Below are 19,010 nucleotides of genomic sequence, written 5' to 3'. Positions count from 1 at the left end.
GAGGCTGTGGCTTCGGGTTCAGTTCGCGGTCTGGCGCGCGTCGACCTTTTTGACCATGTCGATGAAGCGCGCCAGTTCGTCGACCGCACTGTCGATATCATCGCGCTGGCGCTGGAGCAACGCGATGCGCTCCTGGCATTTCTCGATCGTGACCTGGCGCTGGGTCTTGCGCCCGTCGCCGACGTCGTAGAGGTCGATCATCTCGCGGATGTCAGCGAGGCTGAAACCGGTGCGCTTGGCGCGCAGAATCCAGGCAAGCCGCGCGCGGTCGCGCTTCGAATAGATGCGCGACAATCCCCGGCGCGAAGGGCTGATCAGCCCTTCATCCTCGTAGAAGCGCAGCGCGCGGGCGGTCACCCCGAATTCGGACGACAGATCGGTGATGCTGAACTGTTCGCGTCCGAGATGGTCGGGGGTGTCGATATGGGCGTGGCCGTATTCGTCGGTCATCGCGCGAGTCTAGTTTCCGTTGACGTGAACGTCAAGGCTGGCTGGCGCTGGGAAAGGCCCGCAGATCAGGCGCCGCAGGGCCGTGTCATATTGCCGTCATCACCCTTCATCTGCAAGCCTTTTGCGTCGGCCTCGGACCAGCTGGCGCGCGGCAGGCGCAGGCCCGACAGCGAGGCACGTGCGGGACAGAGATTGTCGCATTGCGACGGCAGGCTGCCGGGCAGGCGCAGCTCGTCCTCTTCCTCGCGGACGAGTGCGCTGCACCCCTCGGCGCCCGCAAAATCGAGGCGCCAGCCGTCCCCGTCGCGCGTCACACCGCCATGCGCCTCGCAGGTGAGGCCGGGGCCGTAAGCGGCGGTGAGCGCGAAGCGCCAGCGCCCGGCGCCGTCGGGGACGACGCACATCGCGTCGCGGCCGATATCGTGGCGCCGCTCATAGGCGCCGGTGAGGTCGGCGGCCTCGGGGCGCACCACGCCGCGCTCGCGCGCCGCCATCTCGAGCGGATTGTCCGCATCGCCCTTCCCCGCCTCGGGCGCAGGGCGGTCGCAGGCGGCGAGCAGCAGCAGGAAAGCGAGGCTAGCCCTGCGCATCGTCGTCCAGAAAGGTCAGCGAGCCGTCGACCTCGACGCGGCGGTAGAAGCAGGAGCGGCGCCCGGTGTGACACGCCGGCCCCGCAGGAGTCACGCGCAGCAGCAGCGCATCCTGGTCGCAATCGACGCGCATCTCGACGAGCGTCAGCCCGTTGCCCGAGGTTTCGCCCTTGCGCCACAAGGACCCCCGCGAACGCGACCAGAAATGCGCCTGCCCCGTCTCCTGCGTCAGCCGGATCGCGTCGGCGTTCATATGCGCGACCATCAGCAGCGTGCCGGTCGCGGCATCGGTGACAATCGCGGTCACCAAGCCGGTGGTGTCGAAACGTGGGTCGAAACGGTCTATACTGTCGCGCAGATCGGTCATGAAGCGCGCTTTAGAGCAGGTCGCAGGGCGCTGTCACGCAAGAGTCCAAATTGGGGGGGCGACATTTGCGATTCCCCTCCCTATATGCGCCGCAGCCGTTGCCCCGAAGCTGGACACAGATGCTCACCACACACCCGTTCGACGACGACAAGCTCCGCGAGGAGTGCGGCGTCTTTGGTATCCACGGCGCCGAGAGCGCCGCAGCCGTGGTCGCGCTGGGCCTCCACGCGCTCCAGCACCGCGGCCAGGAGGCGGCGGGCATCACCGGCTTCGACGGCAAGGACTTCCACACGCACCGCGCGATGGGGCATGTCGCGGGCAATTTCGACCGCGACGACATCATGCGCCAGCTCGCGGGCGCCTCGGCGGTCGGGCATGTCCGTTATTCGACCACGGGCGAGACCGCGCTGCGCAACGTCCAGCCGCTCTACGCCGACCTGTCGACCGGGGGCTTCGCCGTCGCGCACAACGGCAATATCTCGAACGCCACGGCGCTGAAGAAGATCCTCGTGCGCCGCGGCTCGATCTTCCAGTCGACGAGCGATACCGAGGTGATCATCCACCTGGTCGCGACGTCGAACTATCGCACCCTGCTCGACCGCTTCATCGACGCGCTGAAGCAGGTCGAGGGCGCCTATTCGCTGATCTGCCTGACCGCCGAGGGCATGATCGGCTGCCGCGACCCGCTCGGCATCCGCCCGCTGGTGATCGGCAAGCTCGGCGACGCGCATATCCTGGCGTCGGAAACGGTCGCGCTCGATGTCGTCGGTGCCGACTTCGTCCGCTCGGTCGAACCCGGCGAACTCGTCATTATCCGCGAAGGCCAGCTGACCTCACACCGCCCCTTTGCCGAGCGCCCCGCGCGCCCGTGCATCTTCGAATATGTCTATTTTTCGCGCCCCGATTCGATCGTCGACGGCACCAGCGTCTATTCGGTGCGCAAGGCGATCGGCGCCGAACTGGCGCGCGAGAATGGCGTCGAGGCCGACCTGGTCATCCCGGTCCCCGATTCGGGCACCCCCGCGGCGATCGGCTACGCACAGGAATCGGGCATTCCCTTCGAGCTCGGCATCATCCGCTCGCACTATGTCGGGCGTACTTTCATCCAGCCGGGCGACAAGGTCCGCCACCTGGGCGTCAAGCTGAAGCACAACGCCAACAAGGCGCTGATCGCGGGCAAGCGCATCGTCCTGATCGACGATTCGATCGTCCGCGGCACGACGAGCCTCAAGATCGTGCAGATGATGCGCGATGCCGGCGCAACCGAAGTGCATATGCGCATCGCGAGCCCGCCGACCCAGCACAGCTGCTTCTATGGCGTCGATACGCCCGAGCGCGCGAAGCTGCTCGCGGCACAGATGACGGTCGGCCAGATGGCGAACTTCATCAACGCCGACAGCCTGTCCTTCATCTCGATCGACGGCCTCTACCGGGCGCTGGGCGAGGCCGAGCGCAGCGACCGCACGCCGCAATATTGCGACGCCTGCTTCACCGGCGACTATCCGACCACGCTCACCGATTTCGACGAGCATGGGCTGGAGGATCAATTTTCGCTGCTCGCCGAACGGGTTGTCTGACATCATGCTTATCAAGTCTGAAGAACTGGCGGGGCAGGTCGCGCTCGTCACCGGGGCGAGCCGCGGCATCGGCGAGGCGATCGCCGAGGCGCTGGCGGCGCGCGGCGCGCATGTCGTGATCACCGCGCGCACCGCGGGCGGGCTCGAGGAGCTCGAGGACCGCATCCACGAAGCCGGCGGCAGCGCGACGATCGCGCCGCTCGACCTGACCGACGGCGACAGCATCGCGCGGCTGGCGAGCGCGATGGCCGAACGCTGGCAGAAGCTCGACATGCTCGTCCTGAACGCGGCGATGCTCGGCACATTGACCCCGGTCGCGGCGATCGACGGCAAGGAATTCAACAAGCTGCTGACGCTGAACCTGATCGCGCAGCAGGCGCTGATCGCCAATTTCGACCCGTTGCTGCGCCGCGCCGCGAGCGGCCGGCTGGTCGCGCTGTCGACCGGCGTCGCGCGCGAGCCGCGCGCCTATTGGGGCGCTTATGCCGCATCAAAGGCGGCGTTCGAGACGCTGGTGACGAGCTATGGCGCCGAAATGCGCAATATTTCGGGGGTGCGCACCGCGATCCTCGACCCCGGCGGCACGCGCACCCAGATGCGCGCGCGCGCCTATCCGGGCGAGGATCCGCAGAGCATCAAGGAGCCCGCGGCGGTCGGCGCCTTCGTCGCGCAGCTGATGGTCGATGGTTTCGACAGCACCGCCTATCATGCGCTGCCCAAGGTGATGGCGGACGCTTAACGCGATCTTTGCTTTCCTGCCCTAGGACGTCCGCCCATGCGGATTTTCATAGGGGCGTTTCCATGACCCAGGGTCTTGTTCGGTCGATCATCGCCGCGGTCGTCGGCATCGTCGTCGCCTTCGGCCTCGTCTATCTTTTCCAGATCGCGGGCAGCAACCTGTCGCCCGCCGAATATGACCTCGAAACGGGCGAGATCCTCATCCCGCTCGGCTCGACGATCGCGCTGATCGTGGGCTGGTTCGTCGGCACCTTCGCGGGCAGCTGGCTCGCGATGCGCGTGTCGGGCGGCAATGGCGCGGGCTGGATCGTCGCGGGCGCCGTCATTGGCGCGGCAATCTACCGCGCGATCACGCTGGCCGATGCGTGGTGGATCATGGCGCTGGCGGTGCTGCTGCCCGCCTTGGCCGCGTGGATCGCGCAGCGCGCGACGGGGATGGCCGAGCCGGTGGCGGCCTGAGCGTCATCATTGCTCTCTCCCCTTCAGGGGAGAGATACGAAGGCTCGGCAGCTTGCTGCCTAGCCCGCAGTTGAGAGCGGGTTGCCATGCCCCTCTCCAAGCTTCGCTAGCTCCTGACGGAGCAAGCTGCGCTATCCTCTCCCCTGAAGGGGAGAGGGCGACGCTACTTCGCTTCCTTGTCCACCGCCGTCTGCACCGCCTTGTAAAAGGCCTCGCGCGCGGCGCCCACGCCCTCGGGATCGGTCGCGGTGGGCCAGTTGCCGTTCGACGCGATGACGAGCCCCCGCTTGGGATCGATGAAGATCCCCTGCCCGAAAATGCCCTGCGCGGCGTAGCTGCCGTCGTCGTTGGTCCACCATTGATAGCCATAGCCGCGGCCCGGGATATCGATGCCGGTCTGCTTGACGGTCGCCGAGGCGATCCAGTCGTCGGGCAAGACCTTCTGCCCGCCCGCGACCCCGCCGTTCAGCATGAACTGGCCGAAGCGCGCATAATCCTTGAGGCTGGCCGACATGCAGCAGCCGCTGATCTCGTGCCCCGTGGCGCCGAGCATCCACACCGCATCCTGTTCCATGCCGAAGGGCTTCCAGACCTTTTCGGACAGATAGGCCGACAAAGTCTTGCCCGTCGCGCTCGACACCAGCACCCCGATCAAATTGGTCTCGCCCGTCTTGTACACCCACTTCGACCCCGCGGGCGCTTCGCGCGGCAAGGTCTTCATATAGCTGACGGTGATGTCCTCGCCCGCGACGGGTTTCTGCAGGTTGAACAGCGCGACGTCGGACTTGGGATCGGTATAATCCTCGTTCCATTTGACCCCCGAAGTCATGGTGAGCAGCTGCTTCACCGAGACATCGTCGTACGCCGAACCCTTGAGCGTCGGGATGTAGGTGGTGACCTTGTCGTCGAGGCTCTTGATATAGCCGTCCTTCACCGCCGCGCCGACGAGGGTCGAGGTGAAGCTCTTGGCGACCGAGAAGCTGGTCCAGCGACCCGACGCGGCATAGCCGAGCGCATATTTCTCGACGCGAATCTTGCCGTCCTGGACGATGATCAGCCCGGCGTTGCGCTGTTTCGCCATATAGGCGTCGACATCCTGCCCGACGTCGAGCGCCTTGCCCTCGGGCAGCGGATAGACGGTGCCGCCCGCCTTGACCGTGTTGACGACGACCTTGGGCACCGTCTCCATCGTGCGGAAGGCGGCGTCGCGTTGGTCCTGGGTCCAGAAGAGCACGTTGAGATCCTTTGGCAGAGTGTCGGTCTTTGCGGGTTCGGGGGACGAGCATCCCGCCGCCGCCGCGCACAGCAGCGCCGCCGCCAGAAATCTTCGCATGTCTGTCCTCCCCTGTTCTGTTTTCAGGCTGTTTTTTCGAGCGTGACCTGCGCGACGTCGATGCCGCCGCCGCGAAAGCCCCCCTCGCAATATTGCAGATAATAGCGCCAGAGCCGCACGAAACGATCGTCGAAGCCCGGCGGCAGGCGCCCCTCGCCCACCGCCTTGTCGAAACCCTCGCGCCACAGCCGCAAGGTTTCGGCATAGTCGCGCCCGAAGCGGCGGACGTTGCGCCAGGCGAGCCCGCGCGCCTCGGCCAGCGCGCGGAAACGGCTTTCGGAGATCAGGCAGCCGCCGGGGAAGATATAGGCCTGGATGAAATCGCTGCTGGCAGCGTAGCGTTCGAACAGCGCGTCATCGATGAGGATATACTGGATCGCGGCCTTGCCGCCCGGACGGAGCAGCCGCGCGATCGCGTCCAGATAGGCGGGCCAATATTCCTGCCCCACCGCCTCGACCATCTCGACGCTGGCGATGGCGTCATAAGGACCCTGCGCGTCGCGATAGTCGCAAAGCTCGACGCGGCTGCGCGCCGACAGGTCGACCGCAGCGAGCCGAGCGTCGGCGACCTCGGCCTGCGCGGGCGAGAGGGTGATGCCGGTGTAGAGGACGTCGTGGCGCTCGACCGCGCGTTCGGCAAGCGCGCCCCAGCCGCAGCCGATTTCGAGCAGCCGGCTGCCCGAGCGGAGATCGAGCCGGTCGAGGATCGCGTCGAGCTTTTCGGCCTGCGCCTCTTCCAGCGACTGGCCGGGGTCGGCGAACAGCGCGCTCGAATAGTTCATCCCCGCGTCGAGCCACAGACGGTAGAAATCATTGCCGAGGTCGTAATGCGCATGGATGTTGCGCTTTGCGCCGCTGCGACTGTTGCGGTTGAGGAAATGCGCGGCGCGGTTGACCCAGCGCCACGGCCCGCGCGAGCGCGCGGCATTGCCCAGCGTCTCGCCGTTGCGCATGAAGAGGTCGAACAGCGGCACCGGGTCGGGCGACGACCATTCGCCCTTGTCCCACGCGCGGTACCAGCCGACCGAGCCCGAGAGCGCGAGCCGTACCAGCGCGGCCCAGCTGTGCAGATACACCACCGCGGTGGGGCCGCGGCCGCGGCCGCCGAGGATGCGAATGCTGCCGTCGGGCAGATGCCCCTCGAGCGTGCCATGTTCGAGCCCCGCGTCGATGCGGTCGAGCCGACGGTGGAAAAAGGCCGCAGGCGCGCGCGCCATCAGCGCCGCAGCCACCCCGCCCGAGCGGAAGGCCCGGTCCGCCTGAAGCAGCGCTCCCCCGCGCTTCCGCCTGACATGCGTGTTCATAAGCGTCTTGTCGCGCAAGCAAGGTTAAAGCGCAATCCGCCATATGCCGTTGTCGCGGCGCCGGGAGGCCGCTATTTGTCGCCGCGGGGAGGGTCGTAGCATGCAGAATCCCATCGTTCGCGCCATCGTTGCCGTCGTGGCGGGCGTCGTCGCCGCCTTTATCGTCGTCGCCCTGCTCGAGGGTCTCGGCCATATGATCTTTCCGCCGCCGCCCGGGCTCGACCCGATGAAGCCCGAGGATCAGGCGAAGCTGATGAGCGTGATCCCGCTCGGCGCGAAGATCGCAGTCGTGGTCGCCTGGTTCTTCGGGTCGCTCGCCGGGGCTGTCGTCGCGGCGAAGATCGGGCAGAAACCGCTCTATGCCTGGGTGATCGGCGTGATCATGATCGCGCTGAGCGTCGTCACGACGACGATGTTCCCGCATCCCGTGTGGATGGTGATCGCGGCGGTCGTGCTGCCGGTGGTCGCCGCGGCGATCGCGATCCCGCTGAGCCGGCCGCGCGTCAGCCCTTGATTCGCGCATAGGCCGCGAGCGCGCGTTCGCGCGCCTCGCGGTGGCCGATGCGCTTTTCGGGATAGGCCGGCGGGCGCGCGCCGTGCGCGTCGGGATCGTGGATGGCTGTGCCGTCGAGACCCGCGAGTTCGGGCACCCACGCGCGGATATAGTCCGCCGCGTCGAATTTCTCCGACTGGGTGAGCGGCGCCATGATGCGCGGGAACATGTTCGAGTCGACCCCGGTGCCGGCGGTCCATTGCCAGTTCACGGCGTTGTTGCCGTAATCGGCGTCGACGAGCGTGTCCCAGAACCATAATTCGCCGCGGCGCCAGTCGATCAGCAGATGCTTGATGAGGAAGCTCGCGGCGATCATCCGGACGCGGTTGTGCATCCAGCCGGTCGCCCAGAGCTGGCGCATGCCGGCGTCGACGATCGGGTAGCCGGTGCGGCCTTGCTGCCAGGCTTTGAGGTCTTCGTCGGCGGACTTTCCGGTGTACCATGGGAAAGCGTCGAACGCCTCGCGGGCGTTGCGGGCGCCGTAGTCGGGGAATTGGAGGATGACATTCTGGGCATAATCGCGCCAGGCGATCTCGCTCAAGAAAACATCCGTATTTCCAGAGGCTTCGGATATGCGGCGCCAGACGTAGGCGGGGGAGGCTTCGCCGAAGTGGAGATGGGGAGAGAGGCGCGAGCTGCCTTCCTCCGACGGAAGGTTGCGGCGGCGGTCGTAATCGGCCGCTTCGTCGACGAAATCGGCCACGCGCGTGCGTGCGCCTTCTTCGCCTGGGGTCCATGCGCGGCCGAATCCCGTGGCCCAGTCGGGTTTGGTGGACAGGAGGTTCCAGTCGGCGAGTTTGTCCGAAGCCGGCCACTTCGGCGGCGCGGCGATCTCGCGCGGGCGGTTGGTCGGCGGCGGGGGCGGCATGCGCTCCTTGAGCGCGCGCCAGAAGGGGGTGTAGATCTTGTACAGGCCGCCGGTGCCGGTGGTGACCGAACCCGGTGGGGCGAGATAATTGCCGTCGTGGCAGATGAGGTCGAGGCGCTTGCCTACGGCGCGCTCGGCGTTACGCCACCAAGGCTCGTAATGGTGCAGGCAATGGACCTGCCATGCCCCGCATTCCTCTGCAATTCGAGCCAGTTGCTCGTCGCTCTTGCCGCGGCGCAGAATCAGGCGCGAGCCTTTTTCGCGCAGGCTCGCGTCGAGGCTGGCCAAGCTGTGGTGGAGCCACCAGCGCGACGCAGCGCCCATCTTGCGATGCTTCGGCGTTTCGTCGTCGAGGATATAGACGGGAATTACCGGGCCCGCCGACGCGGCGGCGAGCAGCGCGGCCTGATCGGAGAGGCGAAGGTCGCGGCGGAACCAGACGATCGAGGGCTTGGTCAGGGCTTGGCTTCCGGCTGAGGGTCGATGATGACCTCAAACTGTCCGCGGCTGAGCGGGTTCCCGAAGCGCTGGTCGGAGAGGATCAGGCGGCCCTTTGCGTCGAATTTGGCGACGGGCATGCGCGACCAGAAGAGGAAGGCCTGCGCGACGGGGCTGGTGGCGATCATCGGCGCGACGCGCGGGTCTTCCATGCCGGTGGGCGTACCGCTGATGTCGACATTGCCGCCCGCGCCGAGGTCGAAGCTGGCGCTGCCGTAACGGTCGCCGCTGCGCCAGAAGACGTCGCGTTTCCAGAATATCAGCGGCGGCGGACTGGCGACGACGAGCGCGTCGGGATGGCCGCCGCCGTGGAGCACCGCGGCGATCTCGCGCTCGGCGGTACCGGTGATTGCGCCGTTGAAGAGGATATAGGCGCAAACCGCAGTGAAGCCGACCCACGCGGGACGCGTCCACGCCGCGACCTTCGCGCGCTCGCGGCGCAGCGAGAGCCAGATCGACAGGCCGAGCGCGATCCAGATCCACAGGTCGATGATGAAGATGCTGTCGCCGTAGAACCAGCGATGGCTGAAAGGCTCGAGGAGGCGGATGCCGTAATTGTTGAGCCAGTCGAGCGCGGGGTGGCTGAGGCAGCCCACATAAGCGAGCGCGAGCAGCCAACCCTTATGGATGGGCAAGCGGTTTTCGGGGCGCTTGCCGCGTCTGGTCTGCCAGCTGTCGAACGCGATCATCGTCGCCCAGAGCAGGACCGGCAGGAGGATCAGCGCGATCGGGCCATGGGTGATGCCGCGGCGCATCGACAGCGAAAGCTGGCCGTAGGCGGCGCAGGCAGCGTCGATATCGGGGATATTCGCCGCGATGACCAGCGTCGGCATCGCGAGCCCGGTCCTCTTCTTGAGCCCCATCTGGCCGAGCACGGCACCGACTAGGCTGTGGGTCAGGTTGTCCATTTTACCTCGATCTTGTGTCTGGAAATGACTCGCACAAAGCCACGAAGCCACAAAGGGGTTTATGGGCTCAAGGGACGATAATAGTCGTTGGCGAGGCGCTTGACGCCTTCTTTGAAGCTGGGTGCGCCGAAGTTCATGAGCAGTCCGAGGGGCAGGTCCATCAGGCGGAGATAGGTCAGCACCTGCTTGGCGTGCACCGGGGCATGGCGTTCGGTCGATTTGAGTTCGATCACCAGCCGGTTCTCGACCAGAAGATCGACGCGGAAGGTCTCGTCGAGCAATTTGCCGCGAAAGATGATCGGGACGATCTTTTGCCGCTCCACGCGGAGCCCGCACTCAACCAGGAACTCGGCAAGCAGAAGCTCGTAGACCGTTTCGAGGAGGCCCGGCCCGATTTCCCGATGTAGCTTGTAACCGCAGTCAGCGCCATCCGGGCCAGTTCTTCAACATCCGTCGTCAAACCGGCCCCCTTTGTGGCTTCGTGGCTTTGTGCGAGTCTTTTACAACTCCGGCCCGCCCTCGGTTACCGTCCAGGTCTGGCCCTTTTTGAGCAGGCTCTGGAGGTCGGCTTTCTTGCCTTCGGCCGCGGCCTTGTTCTGGCGCCAGACGTCGGCTTCGAAGGTCGGGCGGGGGTCGTCGTAGAGGACGCCGAGGGCCATCGGGAATTCGCCGAAGCGCATTTCGACGAGCATGTGCGCGACGCTGCGGTTGGTGACGTCGTGGACGATCACGCCCGCGGACTGCCAGTCGCCGTCTACGACGTCGACGACCTTGAGGTGCAGTTCCTCATTGTCGAGCGCGATGCCCTTGGTGCCGCCAGTCTTTTCATTGCCGAAGAGCATCGGTTCGCCGTTCTCGAGCCAGAGCTGGCGGTCCTCGGCACCCTTGGGGGCGGCGAAATCCTCGAACACATCCTTGTTGTAGACGATGCAGTTCTGGAAGATTTCGATGAAGGCCGCGCCCTTGTGCGCATGCGCGGCTTTCAGCACGTCGGGCAGCTTCTTTGACACGTCGAAGCCGCGCGCGACGAAGCGCGCGCCGGCGCCGAGCGCGAAGGCCGCGGGCTGTGCGGGACGGTCGACCGAGCCATAGGGCGTCGAGGGGCTGGACGTGCCGACGCGGCTGGTCGGCGAATATTGGCCCTTGGTGAGGCCATAGATCTCGTTGTTGAACAGCATGATCTGGCAATCGAGGTTGCGGCGGATCAGATGCATCGTGTGGTTGCCGCCGATCGACAGCCCGTCGCCGTCACCGGTTACGATCCAGATGTCGAGACCCGGATTGGCGAGCTTCAGCCCCGTCGCGAAGGCCGGCGCGCGGCCGTGGATCGTGTGGAAGCCATAGGTTTCCATATAATAGGGAAAGCGCGACGAGCAGCCGATGCCGCTGATGAACACGGTATTCTCGGGCGCGGTGCCGATTTCGGGCATGGTGCGCTGCACCGCCTTCAGGATCGCATAGTCGCCGCAGCCGGGGCACCAGCGGACTTCCTGATCGGTTTCCCAATCCTTGAGCGTCGTCGGGCGTGCGATGGTGGTCATCTCGTTCATCAGAGGGCTTCCTCGATCGCGGCTTCGATTTCGGCGATGGTGAAGGGCTGGCCCGACACCTTGTTCACCGGCTTCGCATCGACCAGATATTGGTCGCGCAGCACGGTCTTGAGCTGGCCGGTGTTCATTTCGGGCACGATCACCTTGTCATAGCTCTTCAAAAGCTCGCCGAGATTGGCGGGCAGCGGCCAGATGTGGCGGATGTGGATGTGGCTGACGTCGGCGCCCTCGGCGCGCTTGCGGCGCACCGCCTGGTGGATCGGGCCGAAGGTCGAGCCCCAGCCGACGACCGCGAGCCTGCCACCCTCGGCGCCGAGTTCGACGACCTGGTCGGGCACCTTGACGCCGTCGACCTTGGCCTTGCGGATGTCGGTCATCGCCTGATGGTTCGACGCCTCATAGTTGATGTGGCCGGTATCGATTTCCTTCTCGATCCCGCCGATGCGGTGGAGCAGGCCCGGCGTGCCGGGCTTGACCCACGGACGCTTCAACTTTTCGTCGCGGCCATAGGGCTTGAAGCCGTCCTCGGGCACTTCGGTGAGGAACTCGACCGGGAAGGCTTCATAGCTCGTCAGGTCGGGCACCGCCCAGGGTTCGGCAGCGTTGGCGATATAGCCGTCGGTGAGCAGCATCACCGGGGTCATATATTGCACCGCGATGCGAACCGCCTCGATCGCGCATTCGAAGGCGTCGCCGGGCGAGCGTGCCGAGATCACCGGCATCGGCGCGTCGCCGTTGCGGCCGTAGACCGCCTGGTAGAGGTCCGACTGCTCGGTCTTGGTCGGCAGGCCGGTCGAGGGGCCGCCGCGCTGCGAGTTGACGATGACGAGCGGCAGTTCGGTCATGATCGCGAGGCCCATCGCCTCGCCCTTCAGCGCGATGCCGGGCCCCGACGAGCTGGTGACGCCGAGCGAACCGCCGTAGCTGGCGCCGATCGCCGAACAGATGGCCGCGATCTCGTCCTCGGCCTGGAAGGTCGTGACGTCATATTCCTTGAGCCGCGACAGGTGATGCAAAATTGCCGAAGCAGGCGTGATCGGATAGCCGCCGAAGAACATCGGCAGCTTCGCGAGCTGCGCGCCCGCGACGAGGCCGAGCGCGATGCCCTCGGCGCCAGTCAGCGTACGGTAGAGGCCGGGCGCGACGGGGGCGGGATCGACATGATGCTGCTTGAGCGGCCCCGCGAGCTCGGCGGTCTCGCCATAGGCGTGGCCGGCGTTGAGCGCGGCGACGTTGGCGGCGGCTAGGTTCGGGTCTTTGGCGAATTTGGCATTGAGCCAGTCGATCAGCGGCTGACGGTCGCGGTCGAACATCCAGAGCGAAAGTCCCAGCGTCCACATATTCTTGCAGCGCAAGGCTTCCTTGTTGCCGAGGCCGAAGGGCTTGACCGCGTCCATGGTGAGCTGGCTGATGTTGAGCTTGAGGAGCTGCCATTTGGCGAGGCTGCCGTCGTCGAGCGGGTTGGCGTCATATTTCGCCTTGGCGAGGTTGCGGTCGTTGAACTCGCCCTCGTCGGCGATGATCAGGCCGCCCTGCCTGAGCTGGGGCACATTGGTCTTGAGCGCCGCGGGGTTCATCGCGACGAGCACGTCGGGCGCGTCGCCCGCGGTCTCGATCGCCGAGGAACCGAAATTGATCTGGAACGCCGAGACGCCGAAGAGCGTGCCCTGCGGCGCGCGGATCTCCGCCGGGAAATCGGGGAAGGTCGCGAAGTCGTTGCCCGCGAGCGCCGACGAGAGGGTGAACTGACCGCCGGTCAGCTGCATCCCGTCGCCGCTATCGCCTGCAAATCTGACTACCACTGCGTCCGAAAGGGGGGACTGCCGATCGTCGGCCCGGTCCTCTACCGCACTCGCCATTTTTTCTGTCTGCCTTTGAATCTTGCGAACCTGTGACAGTGGCCTAGGCCTCTACGGCACGGGCCGCAATTCAGAAAAAATTGTGCGCTGCAAAGCGAATGCGCGGCGCGAGCGGCGCGATCGGTTGCCAATTGCCATTGAATTATCGGCCGCGATGCCGAATAGCGGGGGCAACTATAAAAGCGGGAGAGACTGAGATGACCGACGGCCCCACCCATTATACGCGCCCCGATGTCGCGGGCTTCCTCGCCTTCCTGAACGCGCAGGAAGGCCCGAAGATGGAGGAGCTGCCGCCCGAGGGCGCGCGCGAGATGTTCCGGGTGATGACGCAGATGGCCGACAGCCCGCGCGGCGAGATCGCGAAGGTCGAGGATCGCACCATTCCGGGACCCGCGGGCGAAATTCCCGTGCGGCTCTATGATACGCGCCCCGACCGCGGAGTCGGGCCGGTGCTGGTCTTCTATCATGGCGGCGGCTGGGTGATCGGCGACCTCGACACGCACGACGGCTGGTGCGCCGAGGCGGCGCGGCAGCTCGACATGCCGGTGGTCGCGGTCGATTACCGCCTCGCGCCCGAACATCCCTTCCCCGCCGCGCCCGAGGATTGCGAGGCGGCGACGCGCTGGGTCGCCGACAATATCGCGTGCACGGGGCTGGTGCTCGCGGGCGAGAGCGCGGGCGGCAATTTGACCATCGCGACCGCTTTGACGCTGCGCGACACGCCGGCGTCGAAGCCGGTTCTGGCGATCCATCCGATCTATCCCGCGGTGACGACGCACGACGACTGGCAGAGCTATCGCGATTTCGGCGAGGGGCATCTGCTGACGCAGGGCAGCATGACCTGGTTCGGCAATCATTATGCCGCCGACCCGGGCGACTATCGCGCGTCGCCGCTCGATTTCCCCGCCGAGGGCCTGCCGCCGACGGTGCTGGTGACCGCGGGGCTCGACCCGCTGCGCGATCAGGGGCGTGCCTATGCCGCCAAGCTGGTCGCGGCGGGGGTGACCACCGTGTACCGCGAGGGTGCGGGCACCATTCATGGCTATATCAACCTGTCGCAGGCGATCCCGAGCGCCAAGGACGACATCAAGGGCGCGCTGACGATCCTGAAGGCGCTGGTCGCCGAGGCTGGTGCGGCCGCATGATCGATCACAGCGCCCTGCCCTATCGCCCCTGCGCGGGCGTGATGCTCGCCAATCGCGACGGGCGCATCTTCGTCGGCCAGCGGCTCGATACGACCAGCGAAGCCTGGCAGATGCCGCAGGGCGGGATCGACCCCGGCGAGGATGCCGAACAGGCGGCGATCCGCGAGCTGGGCGAGGAGACCGGGGTGCACGGCGGGCTGGTCGAGATCATCGCGCGCAGCAAGGAAGAATATTTCTACGACCTGCCCGACCATCTGATCGGCAAGATGTGGGGTGGAAAATATCGCGGCCAGCGCCAGCACTGGTTCCTGATGCGCTTCATGGGCGACGACGGCGACGTGAATATCCACACCAGGCACCAGGAATTCCGCGCATGGAAATGGGCCGAGCTGAACGAAATCGAGAAACTGATCGTGCCGTTCAAGCGCGCGCTTTATCGCGGGCTGGTCGAGGAATTCGGGCCGCTGGTCTGATCCCTTAGCGCGAACGCGGTGCGGAAGACGTCGGCGAACATGTCGGCCGTCAGGCGGCCAGTGTTCGTGTTGTAGCGCGAGCAATGATAGCTGTCGACGAGATGGCGGCCATCGGGGAGCCGGTGGACCGCGCCATGGGCGAAGGGAAAGGCGGCAAGGCGGCCGCCCGCGGCGCGCACCGCGGCGTCGTGGGCGATCCGGCCCAGCGCGATCACCACGCGGACGCTGGGCAAGGCCGCCATCTGCGCTTCGAAAAAGGGGCGGCAGGCGGCGATTTCCTGCGGCGTCGGCTTGTTCTGCGGCGGCAGGCATTTGACGCTGTTGACGATGATCGCGCCGTCTAGGGTGAGCCCGTCGTCGATGCGCGCATCATACGCGCCACGGCTGAGCCCGAATTCGGCGAGCGTCACGAAGAGCAGGTCGCCGGCATAGTCGCCGGTGAAGGGGCGCCCGGTGCGGTTGGCGCCATGCTTGCCCGGCGCGAGCCCCGCGAGCGCGAGCCAGGCGCCGGGATCGCCGAAAGCGTAGACCGGGGCGTTCCACCAGTCGGGATAGTCGGCGTGGCATTGCTCGCGAAACGCGACCAGCCGCGGGCAGCGCGGGCAATCGCACGGCGGCTCGGTTCCCGGCAGGGGGCTTACAATCTCCACCCCGCTGCGATAGGCGCTGGGCCATGTCCGACGCAACGCCGCCTTCGCAGACTCCCTTGGCCCTCTATGCCATCGGCTTAGGCTCGAACCGCCGCCACGCGCGCTTCGGCCATCCGCGGGGGGTGCTGATGGCCGCGCTCGCGGCGCTCGAGGGCGACGATATCGAACCCGTCGATGCGAGTCCGATCATCGCGAGCGACCCCGTCGGCCCCTCGCGGCGACGCTATGCCAATGCGGTCGCGCTCATCGCCTCGCCGCTGTCGCCGCCCGCGATGCTCGAACGGCTGCAAACGATCGAAGCCGATTTCGGGCGCCGCACCGGTCAGCGCTGGAGCGCGCGAACGCTCGACCTCGATATCCTGCTCTGGTCGGGCGGCGCGTGGAGCGACGCCGCGCTGACCATCCCGCACCCCGCAATGACGGAGCGCGCTTTCGTGCTCGGCCCGCTGCGCGCGGTCGCGCCCGACTGGCAGCACCCGCTGCTCGGCCGCAGCGTCCGCCAGCTCGCGGCGCGGCTGGTGCGGGCAAAGCCGGTTGACCGCCGCGCATCGGCGCACTAGGGCGGCGGCTCACTTCGAGGCAGCCTTTGTGGCGCCGCGATGGGGCCCTTAGCTCAGTCGGTAGAGCAACTGACTTTTAATCAGTAGGTCGCTGGTTCGAACCCAGCAGGGCTCACCATCCAACCCTTTATCGGCGAACCAGCGAGTCTTGTCCGGCCCAATCGCCAAGCCGATTGGGCGTGGTTCAAACCCAGCAGGGCTCACCACTCCCCTCCCCGTCATCCCGGAAACGCCGGCGCCTTGCTGACCATCGCGGGCAAGGGACGACCCATCACGCCCGTGAACCAGGTCGCCGCCTCGACGATGGCGGGCAGCGCCAGCCCGGTCGCCACGCCAGCGCGTTCGAGCATGTAGACGACATCCTCGGTCGGGACGTTGCCTGCGGCGCCGGGGGCGAAGGGGCAGCCGCCGAGGCCGCCGAGCGAGGCGTCGACGGTGGTCGCGCCCTCGGCGACCGCGGCCCAGACATTGGCGAGGCCCGTGTTGCGGGTGTTGTGGAAATGCACGCGGACTGGGAGGTCGCCCACCGCTTCGCGCACGCGGCCGACCATTTCGGACACTTGCGAGGGCACGCCGACGCCGATGGTGTCGGCGAGCGCGATCTCGCGCGGTGCGGCGTCGGCGGCGCGCTTGGCCATGTCGACGGCGCGGGTGATCGCGACCTCGCCTTCGAAGGGGCAGCCGAAGGCGGTCGCGATGGTGATCTGGCCGCTGCGGCCTGTTTGCTTTGCCAGCGCAACGATCTCGATCGCGGCGGCGAGCGATTCGTCGGAGGTCTGGCCCTGGTTGCGGATGCCGAAGCTGTCGCTGGTGACGCACACCGCGCCGAGTTCGTCGATGCGGCCCGTCGCGAGCGCGCGTTCGGCGCCGCGGCGGTTGAGGACGAGGCCCACGTAAGTGACGTCGTCGCGATCGGGCAGAAGCGCCACTAAATCCTCGGCGTCGGCGAGTTGCGGGACCTTCTTCGGGTTGACGAAGCTGGTCACCTCGATGCGGCGTGCACCGTAAGCGATGGCGCGCTCGACCAGTGCGAGCTTGTCGGCGGTGGAGACCGCAAGCGCTTCATTTTGCAGGCCGTCGCGGGGGCCGACTTCGACGATTTCGATGCTGCTCTGCTTCACGATTATGCCTATCTTCACGCTCATCCGAGATTGCGGTTGCCAATTACATAGCATTCTAAGTATATTATGGCCACAGGGATGAGGAGGACCGCGGGCGGTCCCTTCCTAGGCGAAATATGGGCCCGAAGGGAATGATATGACGGAGACGAGCGGCGCCGGGGCGCTGGACGGGGTGAAGGTCGTCGAGATGGGGCAGCTGATCGCGGGCCCCTTTTGCGGCCAGCTGCTCGGCGACATGGGCGCCGAGATCGTCAAGCTCGAGCCGCCCGGCGGCGGCGACCAGATGCGCCACTGGGGCCAGGGCGACAAGCCGAGCTGGTGGCGCGTGATCGCGCGCAACAAATATTCGGTCGCGGTCGACCTGCGCAGCGAAGAGGGGCAGCAGCTCGCGCGCGAGCTGATCGCCAAGGCCGACATATTGATCGAGAATTTCCGCCCCGGCACGCTCGAGAAATGGAACCTCGACCCCGCGGAGCTGCGCAAGGCCAACCCCGGACTGATCGTCGTGCGCGTGTCGGGTTACGGCCAGACAGGCCCCTATTCGGCGCGCGCGGGTTTCGGCGGGATCGGCGAGGCGATGGGCGGGTGGCGCGGGATCGTCGGCTATCCCGAACTGCCCCCCGCGCGCATGGGGGTGTCGATCGGCGACACGCTCGCGGCGACCTACGGCTGCCTAGGCGCGCTCGCGGCGCTGCACCACCGTAGCAGGACCGGCGAGGGCCAGATCGTCGATTCGGCGCTGTACGAGGCGGTGCTGCAGGTGATGGAATCGACGGTGTCCGACTATTCGGCGAGCGGCGTGAAGCGGCGGCGCACCGGGTCGACGCTGCCCGCGATCGCGCCATCGAACGTCTATCCGTGCAAGGACGGTGAATATCTGATCGGTGCGAACCAGGACGGCGTCTTCGCGCGGCTGGCGGCGGCGATGGGGCGGCCCGAGCTGGCAACCGACGAGTGTTATGCGACACACCGGGCAAGGGGTACGCGGCAGGAGGAGCTCGATGCGCTGATCGGCGAATGGACCGCGACGCTGACGATCGCCGAGCTGGAAGCCAAGATGCTCGAGGCGGCAGTGCCCGCGGGGCGCGTCTACGACGCCGAGGATATGCTCGCCGACCCGCATTTCGCCGCGCGCGAGGCGCTGGTGACGGTGGCGGATGCGGAGCTGGGCGAAGTCACGATGCAGGGGGTGTTCCCGAAATTGTCAGGCACCCCAGGAAGCGTGCGGCGCCCTGCCCCGCTGATCGTCGGACAGGATGGGCCCGAGGTGCTGAAACGGTGGCTCGGCCGGGAGGGCTGAGGCGATGATCGTGGCCCGCGTAAAGGGGCGGGTGTTCGCGACGGGGCGGGAGCGACCCATCGCATAATGAAGGTCGATCATCAGAGTATCTCGTGGATCTGGTGGCGGACGCCGAAACCGGTGCGCTCGCCGACGCCGACCGCGAGCAGCCCGTTCAGCCAGCCGTATTTCTCGCTCGCGGTTTCGAAAACCGGGGCGATTCGCAGATAATAGAACGACGGGTCGACCGGCGGCGCGGCGGGATCGGCGAAGGCAGCGCGGACGGCGTCGGGAACGACGCTGCGGCCATTGTAAGTGAGGTAGATGAGCGCGCCGTCGTCGGTCTGCCACACCGCGCGCGCGTCGAAGGTGCCGACCGCTTCGCCCGTGGCCAGCCGCCCGGCGCGCGACCAGTTGCCGCCGCCCGGCAGTATGATGCCATTGATTCGCGGCCCGAAAAATCGCCCGCCCGTCACATAGCCGACGCGCTGGTCGCCGAAGGGCGAAGCGCCGATGCCGAAGATGCCACCCCCGACCTCGAACTCCACCGTGCACAGCGGGCGGCTCGCCAGTGGCGCAGCCGCGCCCGCTTTCTTTTCCTGCTCCATTCTTTCGACTCCTGCTCGTGGGGCTCTGGACAAGCATAAAACAATTAGTATACTAAGGGTCAATCAGATTGACGGACCGGAGGGCATTTCCGGCACCGTCGGCAGCATATCAATGGGAGG

General features: G+C 66.6%; 21 protein-coding genes and 1 tRNA gene. 9 read left to right on the top strand and 13 right to left on the bottom strand.

The features are described from left to right. Positions 1-18: 18 nt before the first annotated feature. The 3 genes from AC1RNQ_RS11865 to hisI all read right to left on the bottom strand — a co-directional run bounded on the left by AC1RNQ_RS11865 (position 19) and on the right by hisI (position 1,407). Complete coding sequence (locus tag AC1RNQ_RS11865) at positions 19-450, bottom strand: MerR family transcriptional regulator (protein WP_493171346.1); 432 nt, start codon at positions 448-450, stop codon at positions 19-21. Positions 451-515: 65 nt separating this feature from the next. Next, complete coding sequence (locus AC1RNQ_RS11860; protein ID WP_493171345.1) at positions 516-1,040, bottom strand: hypothetical protein; 525 nt, start codon at positions 1,038-1,040, stop codon at positions 516-518. Continuing rightward, positions 1,027-1,407, bottom strand: a complete 381-nt coding sequence (hisI, locus tag AC1RNQ_RS11855) for a phosphoribosyl-AMP cyclohydrolase (RefSeq protein WP_493171344.1) — start codon at positions 1,405-1,407, stop codon at positions 1,027-1,029. Before hisI ends, AC1RNQ_RS11860 begins: the two co-directional genes overlap by 14 nt. A gap of 119 nt (positions 1,408-1,526) precedes the next feature. Here hisI and purF point away from each other — a divergent pair, with 119 nt between their 5' ends. The 3 genes from purF to AC1RNQ_RS11840 all read left to right on the top strand — a co-directional run bounded on the left by purF (position 1,527) and on the right by AC1RNQ_RS11840 (position 4,181). Next, positions 1,527-2,984, top strand: coding sequence for an amidophosphoribosyltransferase (gene purF / locus AC1RNQ_RS11850; protein ID WP_493171343.1), 1,458 nt, complete (start codon positions 1,527-1,529; stop codon positions 2,982-2,984). Between the two features lie 4 nt (positions 2,985-2,988). Beyond that, positions 2,989-3,723, top strand: coding sequence for an SDR family NAD(P)-dependent oxidoreductase (locus AC1RNQ_RS11845; protein ID WP_493171342.1), 735 nt, complete (start codon positions 2,989-2,991; stop codon positions 3,721-3,723). 62 nt (positions 3,724-3,785) lie between these two features. After that, positions 3,786-4,181: a hypothetical protein gene (locus AC1RNQ_RS11840; protein ID WP_493171341.1), complete on the top strand. Its 396-nt coding sequence runs from the start codon at positions 3,786-3,788 to the stop codon at positions 4,179-4,181. 163 nt (positions 4,182-4,344) lie between these two features. Here AC1RNQ_RS11840 and AC1RNQ_RS11835 read toward each other — a convergent pair whose 3' ends face one another. Both AC1RNQ_RS11835 and AC1RNQ_RS11830 read right to left on the bottom strand, forming a co-directional pair. Next, positions 4,345-5,514: a serine hydrolase domain-containing protein gene (locus tag AC1RNQ_RS11835; protein ID WP_493171340.1), complete on the bottom strand. Its 1,170-nt coding sequence runs from the start codon at positions 5,512-5,514 to the stop codon at positions 4,345-4,347. A gap of 23 nt (positions 5,515-5,537) precedes the next feature. Then, positions 5,538-6,818, bottom strand: a complete 1,281-nt coding sequence (locus AC1RNQ_RS11830; RefSeq protein WP_493171339.1) for a class I SAM-dependent methyltransferase — start codon at positions 6,816-6,818, stop codon at positions 5,538-5,540. Between the two features lie 100 nt (positions 6,819-6,918). On the opposite strand from AC1RNQ_RS11830, the gene AC1RNQ_RS11825 reads away from it, so the two are divergent. Continuing rightward, on the top strand, positions 6,919-7,332 hold the full coding sequence (locus AC1RNQ_RS11825; RefSeq protein ID WP_493171338.1) for a hypothetical protein: 414 nt from the start codon (positions 6,919-6,921) through the stop codon (positions 7,330-7,332). Here AC1RNQ_RS11825 and AC1RNQ_RS11820 read toward each other — a convergent pair. From AC1RNQ_RS11820 to AC1RNQ_RS11800, 5 genes are all read right to left on the bottom strand, one after another. Further along, positions 7,322-8,698 carry a cryptochrome/photolyase family protein gene (locus tag AC1RNQ_RS11820; protein WP_493171369.1) on the bottom strand — a complete coding sequence of 459 codons (1,377 nt, stop codon included), beginning with the start codon at positions 8,696-8,698 and terminating at the stop codon, positions 7,322-7,324. The two genes, AC1RNQ_RS11825 and AC1RNQ_RS11820, sit on opposite strands and share 11 nt — an antisense overlap. Continuing rightward, entirely contained in the window at positions 8,695-9,645 is a 951-nt protein-coding gene (locus AC1RNQ_RS11815; protein WP_493171337.1) for a metal-dependent hydrolase, read from the bottom strand. The genes AC1RNQ_RS11820 and AC1RNQ_RS11815 overlap by 4 nt, the downstream gene beginning before the upstream one ends. Before the next feature lie 59 nt (positions 9,646-9,704). Further along, positions 9,705-10,040: a GxxExxY protein gene (locus AC1RNQ_RS11810; RefSeq protein ID WP_493171368.1), complete on the bottom strand. Its 336-nt coding sequence runs from the start codon at positions 10,038-10,040 to the stop codon at positions 9,705-9,707. Positions 10,041-10,145: 105 nt separating this feature from the next. Beyond that, positions 10,146-11,195, bottom strand: coding sequence for a 2-oxoacid:ferredoxin oxidoreductase subunit beta (locus AC1RNQ_RS11805; protein WP_493171336.1), 1,050 nt, complete (start codon positions 11,193-11,195; stop codon positions 10,146-10,148). Continuing rightward, positions 11,195-13,054: a 2-oxoacid:acceptor oxidoreductase subunit alpha gene (locus AC1RNQ_RS11800; protein WP_493171335.1), complete on the bottom strand. Its 1,860-nt coding sequence runs from the start codon at positions 13,052-13,054 to the stop codon at positions 11,195-11,197. Before AC1RNQ_RS11800 ends, AC1RNQ_RS11805 begins: the two co-directional genes overlap by 1 nt. Before the next feature lie 197 nt (positions 13,055-13,251). On the opposite strand from AC1RNQ_RS11800, the gene AC1RNQ_RS11795 reads away from it, so the two are divergent. Together AC1RNQ_RS11795 and AC1RNQ_RS11790 are read left to right on the top strand one after the other, a co-directional pair. Beyond that, positions 13,252-14,199 carry an alpha/beta hydrolase gene (locus AC1RNQ_RS11795; protein WP_493171334.1) on the top strand — a complete coding sequence of 316 codons (948 nt, stop codon included), beginning with the start codon at positions 13,252-13,254 and terminating at the stop codon, positions 14,197-14,199. Further along, positions 14,196-14,672 (top strand): RNA pyrophosphohydrolase, encoded by a 477-nt coding sequence (locus tag AC1RNQ_RS11790; RefSeq protein WP_493171333.1) that lies wholly within the window; start codon positions 14,196-14,198, stop codon positions 14,670-14,672. Before AC1RNQ_RS11795 ends, AC1RNQ_RS11790 begins: the two co-directional genes overlap by 4 nt. On the opposite strand, the gene AC1RNQ_RS11785 is transcribed toward AC1RNQ_RS11790, so the two are convergent. After that, the gene (locus tag AC1RNQ_RS11785; RefSeq protein ID WP_493171332.1) at positions 14,633-15,322 is read right to left on the bottom strand and encodes a uracil-DNA glycosylase; all 690 of its coding nucleotides are present in this window, start codon (positions 15,320-15,322) and stop codon (positions 14,633-14,635) included. The genes AC1RNQ_RS11790 and AC1RNQ_RS11785 overlap by 40 nt on opposite strands. 23 nt (positions 15,323-15,345) lie before the next feature. Here AC1RNQ_RS11785 and folK point away from each other — a divergent pair, with 23 nt between their 5' ends. Continuing rightward, entirely contained in the window at positions 15,346-15,882 is a 537-nt protein-coding gene (gene folK / locus AC1RNQ_RS11780; protein WP_493171331.1) for a 2-amino-4-hydroxy-6-hydroxymethyldihydropteridine diphosphokinase, read from the top strand. Between the two features lie 42 nt (positions 15,883-15,924). Continuing rightward, a tRNA-Lys gene (locus AC1RNQ_RS11775) sits at positions 15,925-16,000 on the top strand. A gap of 100 nt (positions 16,001-16,100) precedes the next feature. Here AC1RNQ_RS11775 and AC1RNQ_RS11770 read toward each other — a convergent pair. After that, positions 16,101-17,027 carry a hydroxymethylglutaryl-CoA lyase gene (locus AC1RNQ_RS11770; RefSeq protein ID WP_493171330.1) on the bottom strand — a complete coding sequence of 309 codons (927 nt, stop codon included), beginning with the start codon at positions 17,025-17,027 and terminating at the stop codon, positions 16,101-16,103. Positions 17,028-17,139: 112 nt separating this feature from the next. On the opposite strand from AC1RNQ_RS11770, the gene AC1RNQ_RS11765 reads away from it, so the two are divergent. Then, positions 17,140-18,303 carry a CaiB/BaiF CoA transferase family protein gene (locus tag AC1RNQ_RS11765; protein WP_493171329.1) on the top strand — a complete coding sequence of 388 codons (1,164 nt, stop codon included), beginning with the start codon at positions 17,140-17,142 and terminating at the stop codon, positions 18,301-18,303. Positions 18,304-18,383: 80 nt separating this feature from the next. Here AC1RNQ_RS11765 and AC1RNQ_RS11760 read toward each other — a convergent pair whose 3' ends face one another. Then, the gene (locus AC1RNQ_RS11760) at positions 18,384-18,890 is read right to left on the bottom strand and encodes a DUF3237 domain-containing protein (RefSeq protein WP_493171328.1); all 507 of its coding nucleotides are present in this window, start codon (positions 18,888-18,890) and stop codon (positions 18,384-18,386) included. Positions 18,891-19,010 lie beyond the last annotated feature (120 nt).

The organism is Sphingopyxis sp. GW821-FHT12F08 (assembly GCF_058806755.1).
This window is presented reverse-complemented; position numbering and strand designations above follow the sequence as displayed.

Coding starts and splice junctions, on each gene's coding strand:
- AC1RNQ_RS11865 (WP_493171346.1), bottom strand. CDS start 450: ATGACCGACGAATACGGCCACGCCCATATCGACACCCCCGACCATCTC.
- AC1RNQ_RS11860 (WP_493171345.1), bottom strand. CDS start 1,040: ATGCGCAGGGCTAGCCTCGCTTTCCTGCTGCTGCTCGCCGCCTGCGAC.
- hisI (WP_493171344.1), bottom strand. CDS start 1,407: ATGACCGATCTGCGCGACAGTATAGACCGTTTCGACCCACGTTTCGAC.
- purF (WP_493171343.1), top strand. CDS start 1,527: ATGCTCACCACACACCCGTTCGACGACGACAAGCTCCGCGAGGAGTGC.
- AC1RNQ_RS11845 (WP_493171342.1), top strand. CDS start 2,989: ATGCTTATCAAGTCTGAAGAACTGGCGGGGCAGGTCGCGCTCGTCACC.
- AC1RNQ_RS11840 (WP_493171341.1), top strand. CDS start 3,786: ATGACCCAGGGTCTTGTTCGGTCGATCATCGCCGCGGTCGTCGGCATC.
- AC1RNQ_RS11835 (WP_493171340.1), bottom strand. CDS start 5,514: ATGCGAAGATTTCTGGCGGCGGCGCTGCTGTGCGCGGCGGCGGCGGGA.
- AC1RNQ_RS11830 (WP_493171339.1), bottom strand. CDS start 6,818: ATGAACACGCATGTCAGGCGGAAGCGCGGGGGAGCGCTGCTTCAGGCG.
- AC1RNQ_RS11825 (WP_493171338.1), top strand. CDS start 6,919: ATGCAGAATCCCATCGTTCGCGCCATCGTTGCCGTCGTGGCGGGCGTC.
- AC1RNQ_RS11815 (WP_493171337.1), bottom strand. CDS start 9,645: ATGGACAACCTGACCCACAGCCTAGTCGGTGCCGTGCTCGGCCAGATG.
- AC1RNQ_RS11805 (WP_493171336.1), bottom strand. CDS start 11,195: ATGAACGAGATGACCACCATCGCACGCCCGACGACGCTCAAGGATTGG.
- AC1RNQ_RS11800 (WP_493171335.1), bottom strand. CDS start 13,054: ATGGCGAGTGCGGTAGAGGACCGGGCCGACGATCGGCAGTCCCCCCTT.
- AC1RNQ_RS11795 (WP_493171334.1), top strand. CDS start 13,252: ATGACCGACGGCCCCACCCATTATACGCGCCCCGATGTCGCGGGCTTC.
- AC1RNQ_RS11790 (WP_493171333.1), top strand. CDS start 14,196: ATGATCGATCACAGCGCCCTGCCCTATCGCCCCTGCGCGGGCGTGATG.
- folK (WP_493171331.1), top strand. CDS start 15,346: ATGTCCGACGCAACGCCGCCTTCGCAGACTCCCTTGGCCCTCTATGCC.
- AC1RNQ_RS11770 (WP_493171330.1), bottom strand. CDS start 17,027: ATGAGCGTGAAGATAGGCATAATCGTGAAGCAGAGCAGCATCGAAATC.
- AC1RNQ_RS11765 (WP_493171329.1), top strand. CDS start 17,140: ATGACGGAGACGAGCGGCGCCGGGGCGCTGGACGGGGTGAAGGTCGTC.
- AC1RNQ_RS11760 (WP_493171328.1), bottom strand. CDS start 18,890: ATGGAGCAGGAAAAGAAAGCGGGCGCGGCTGCGCCACTGGCGAGCCGC.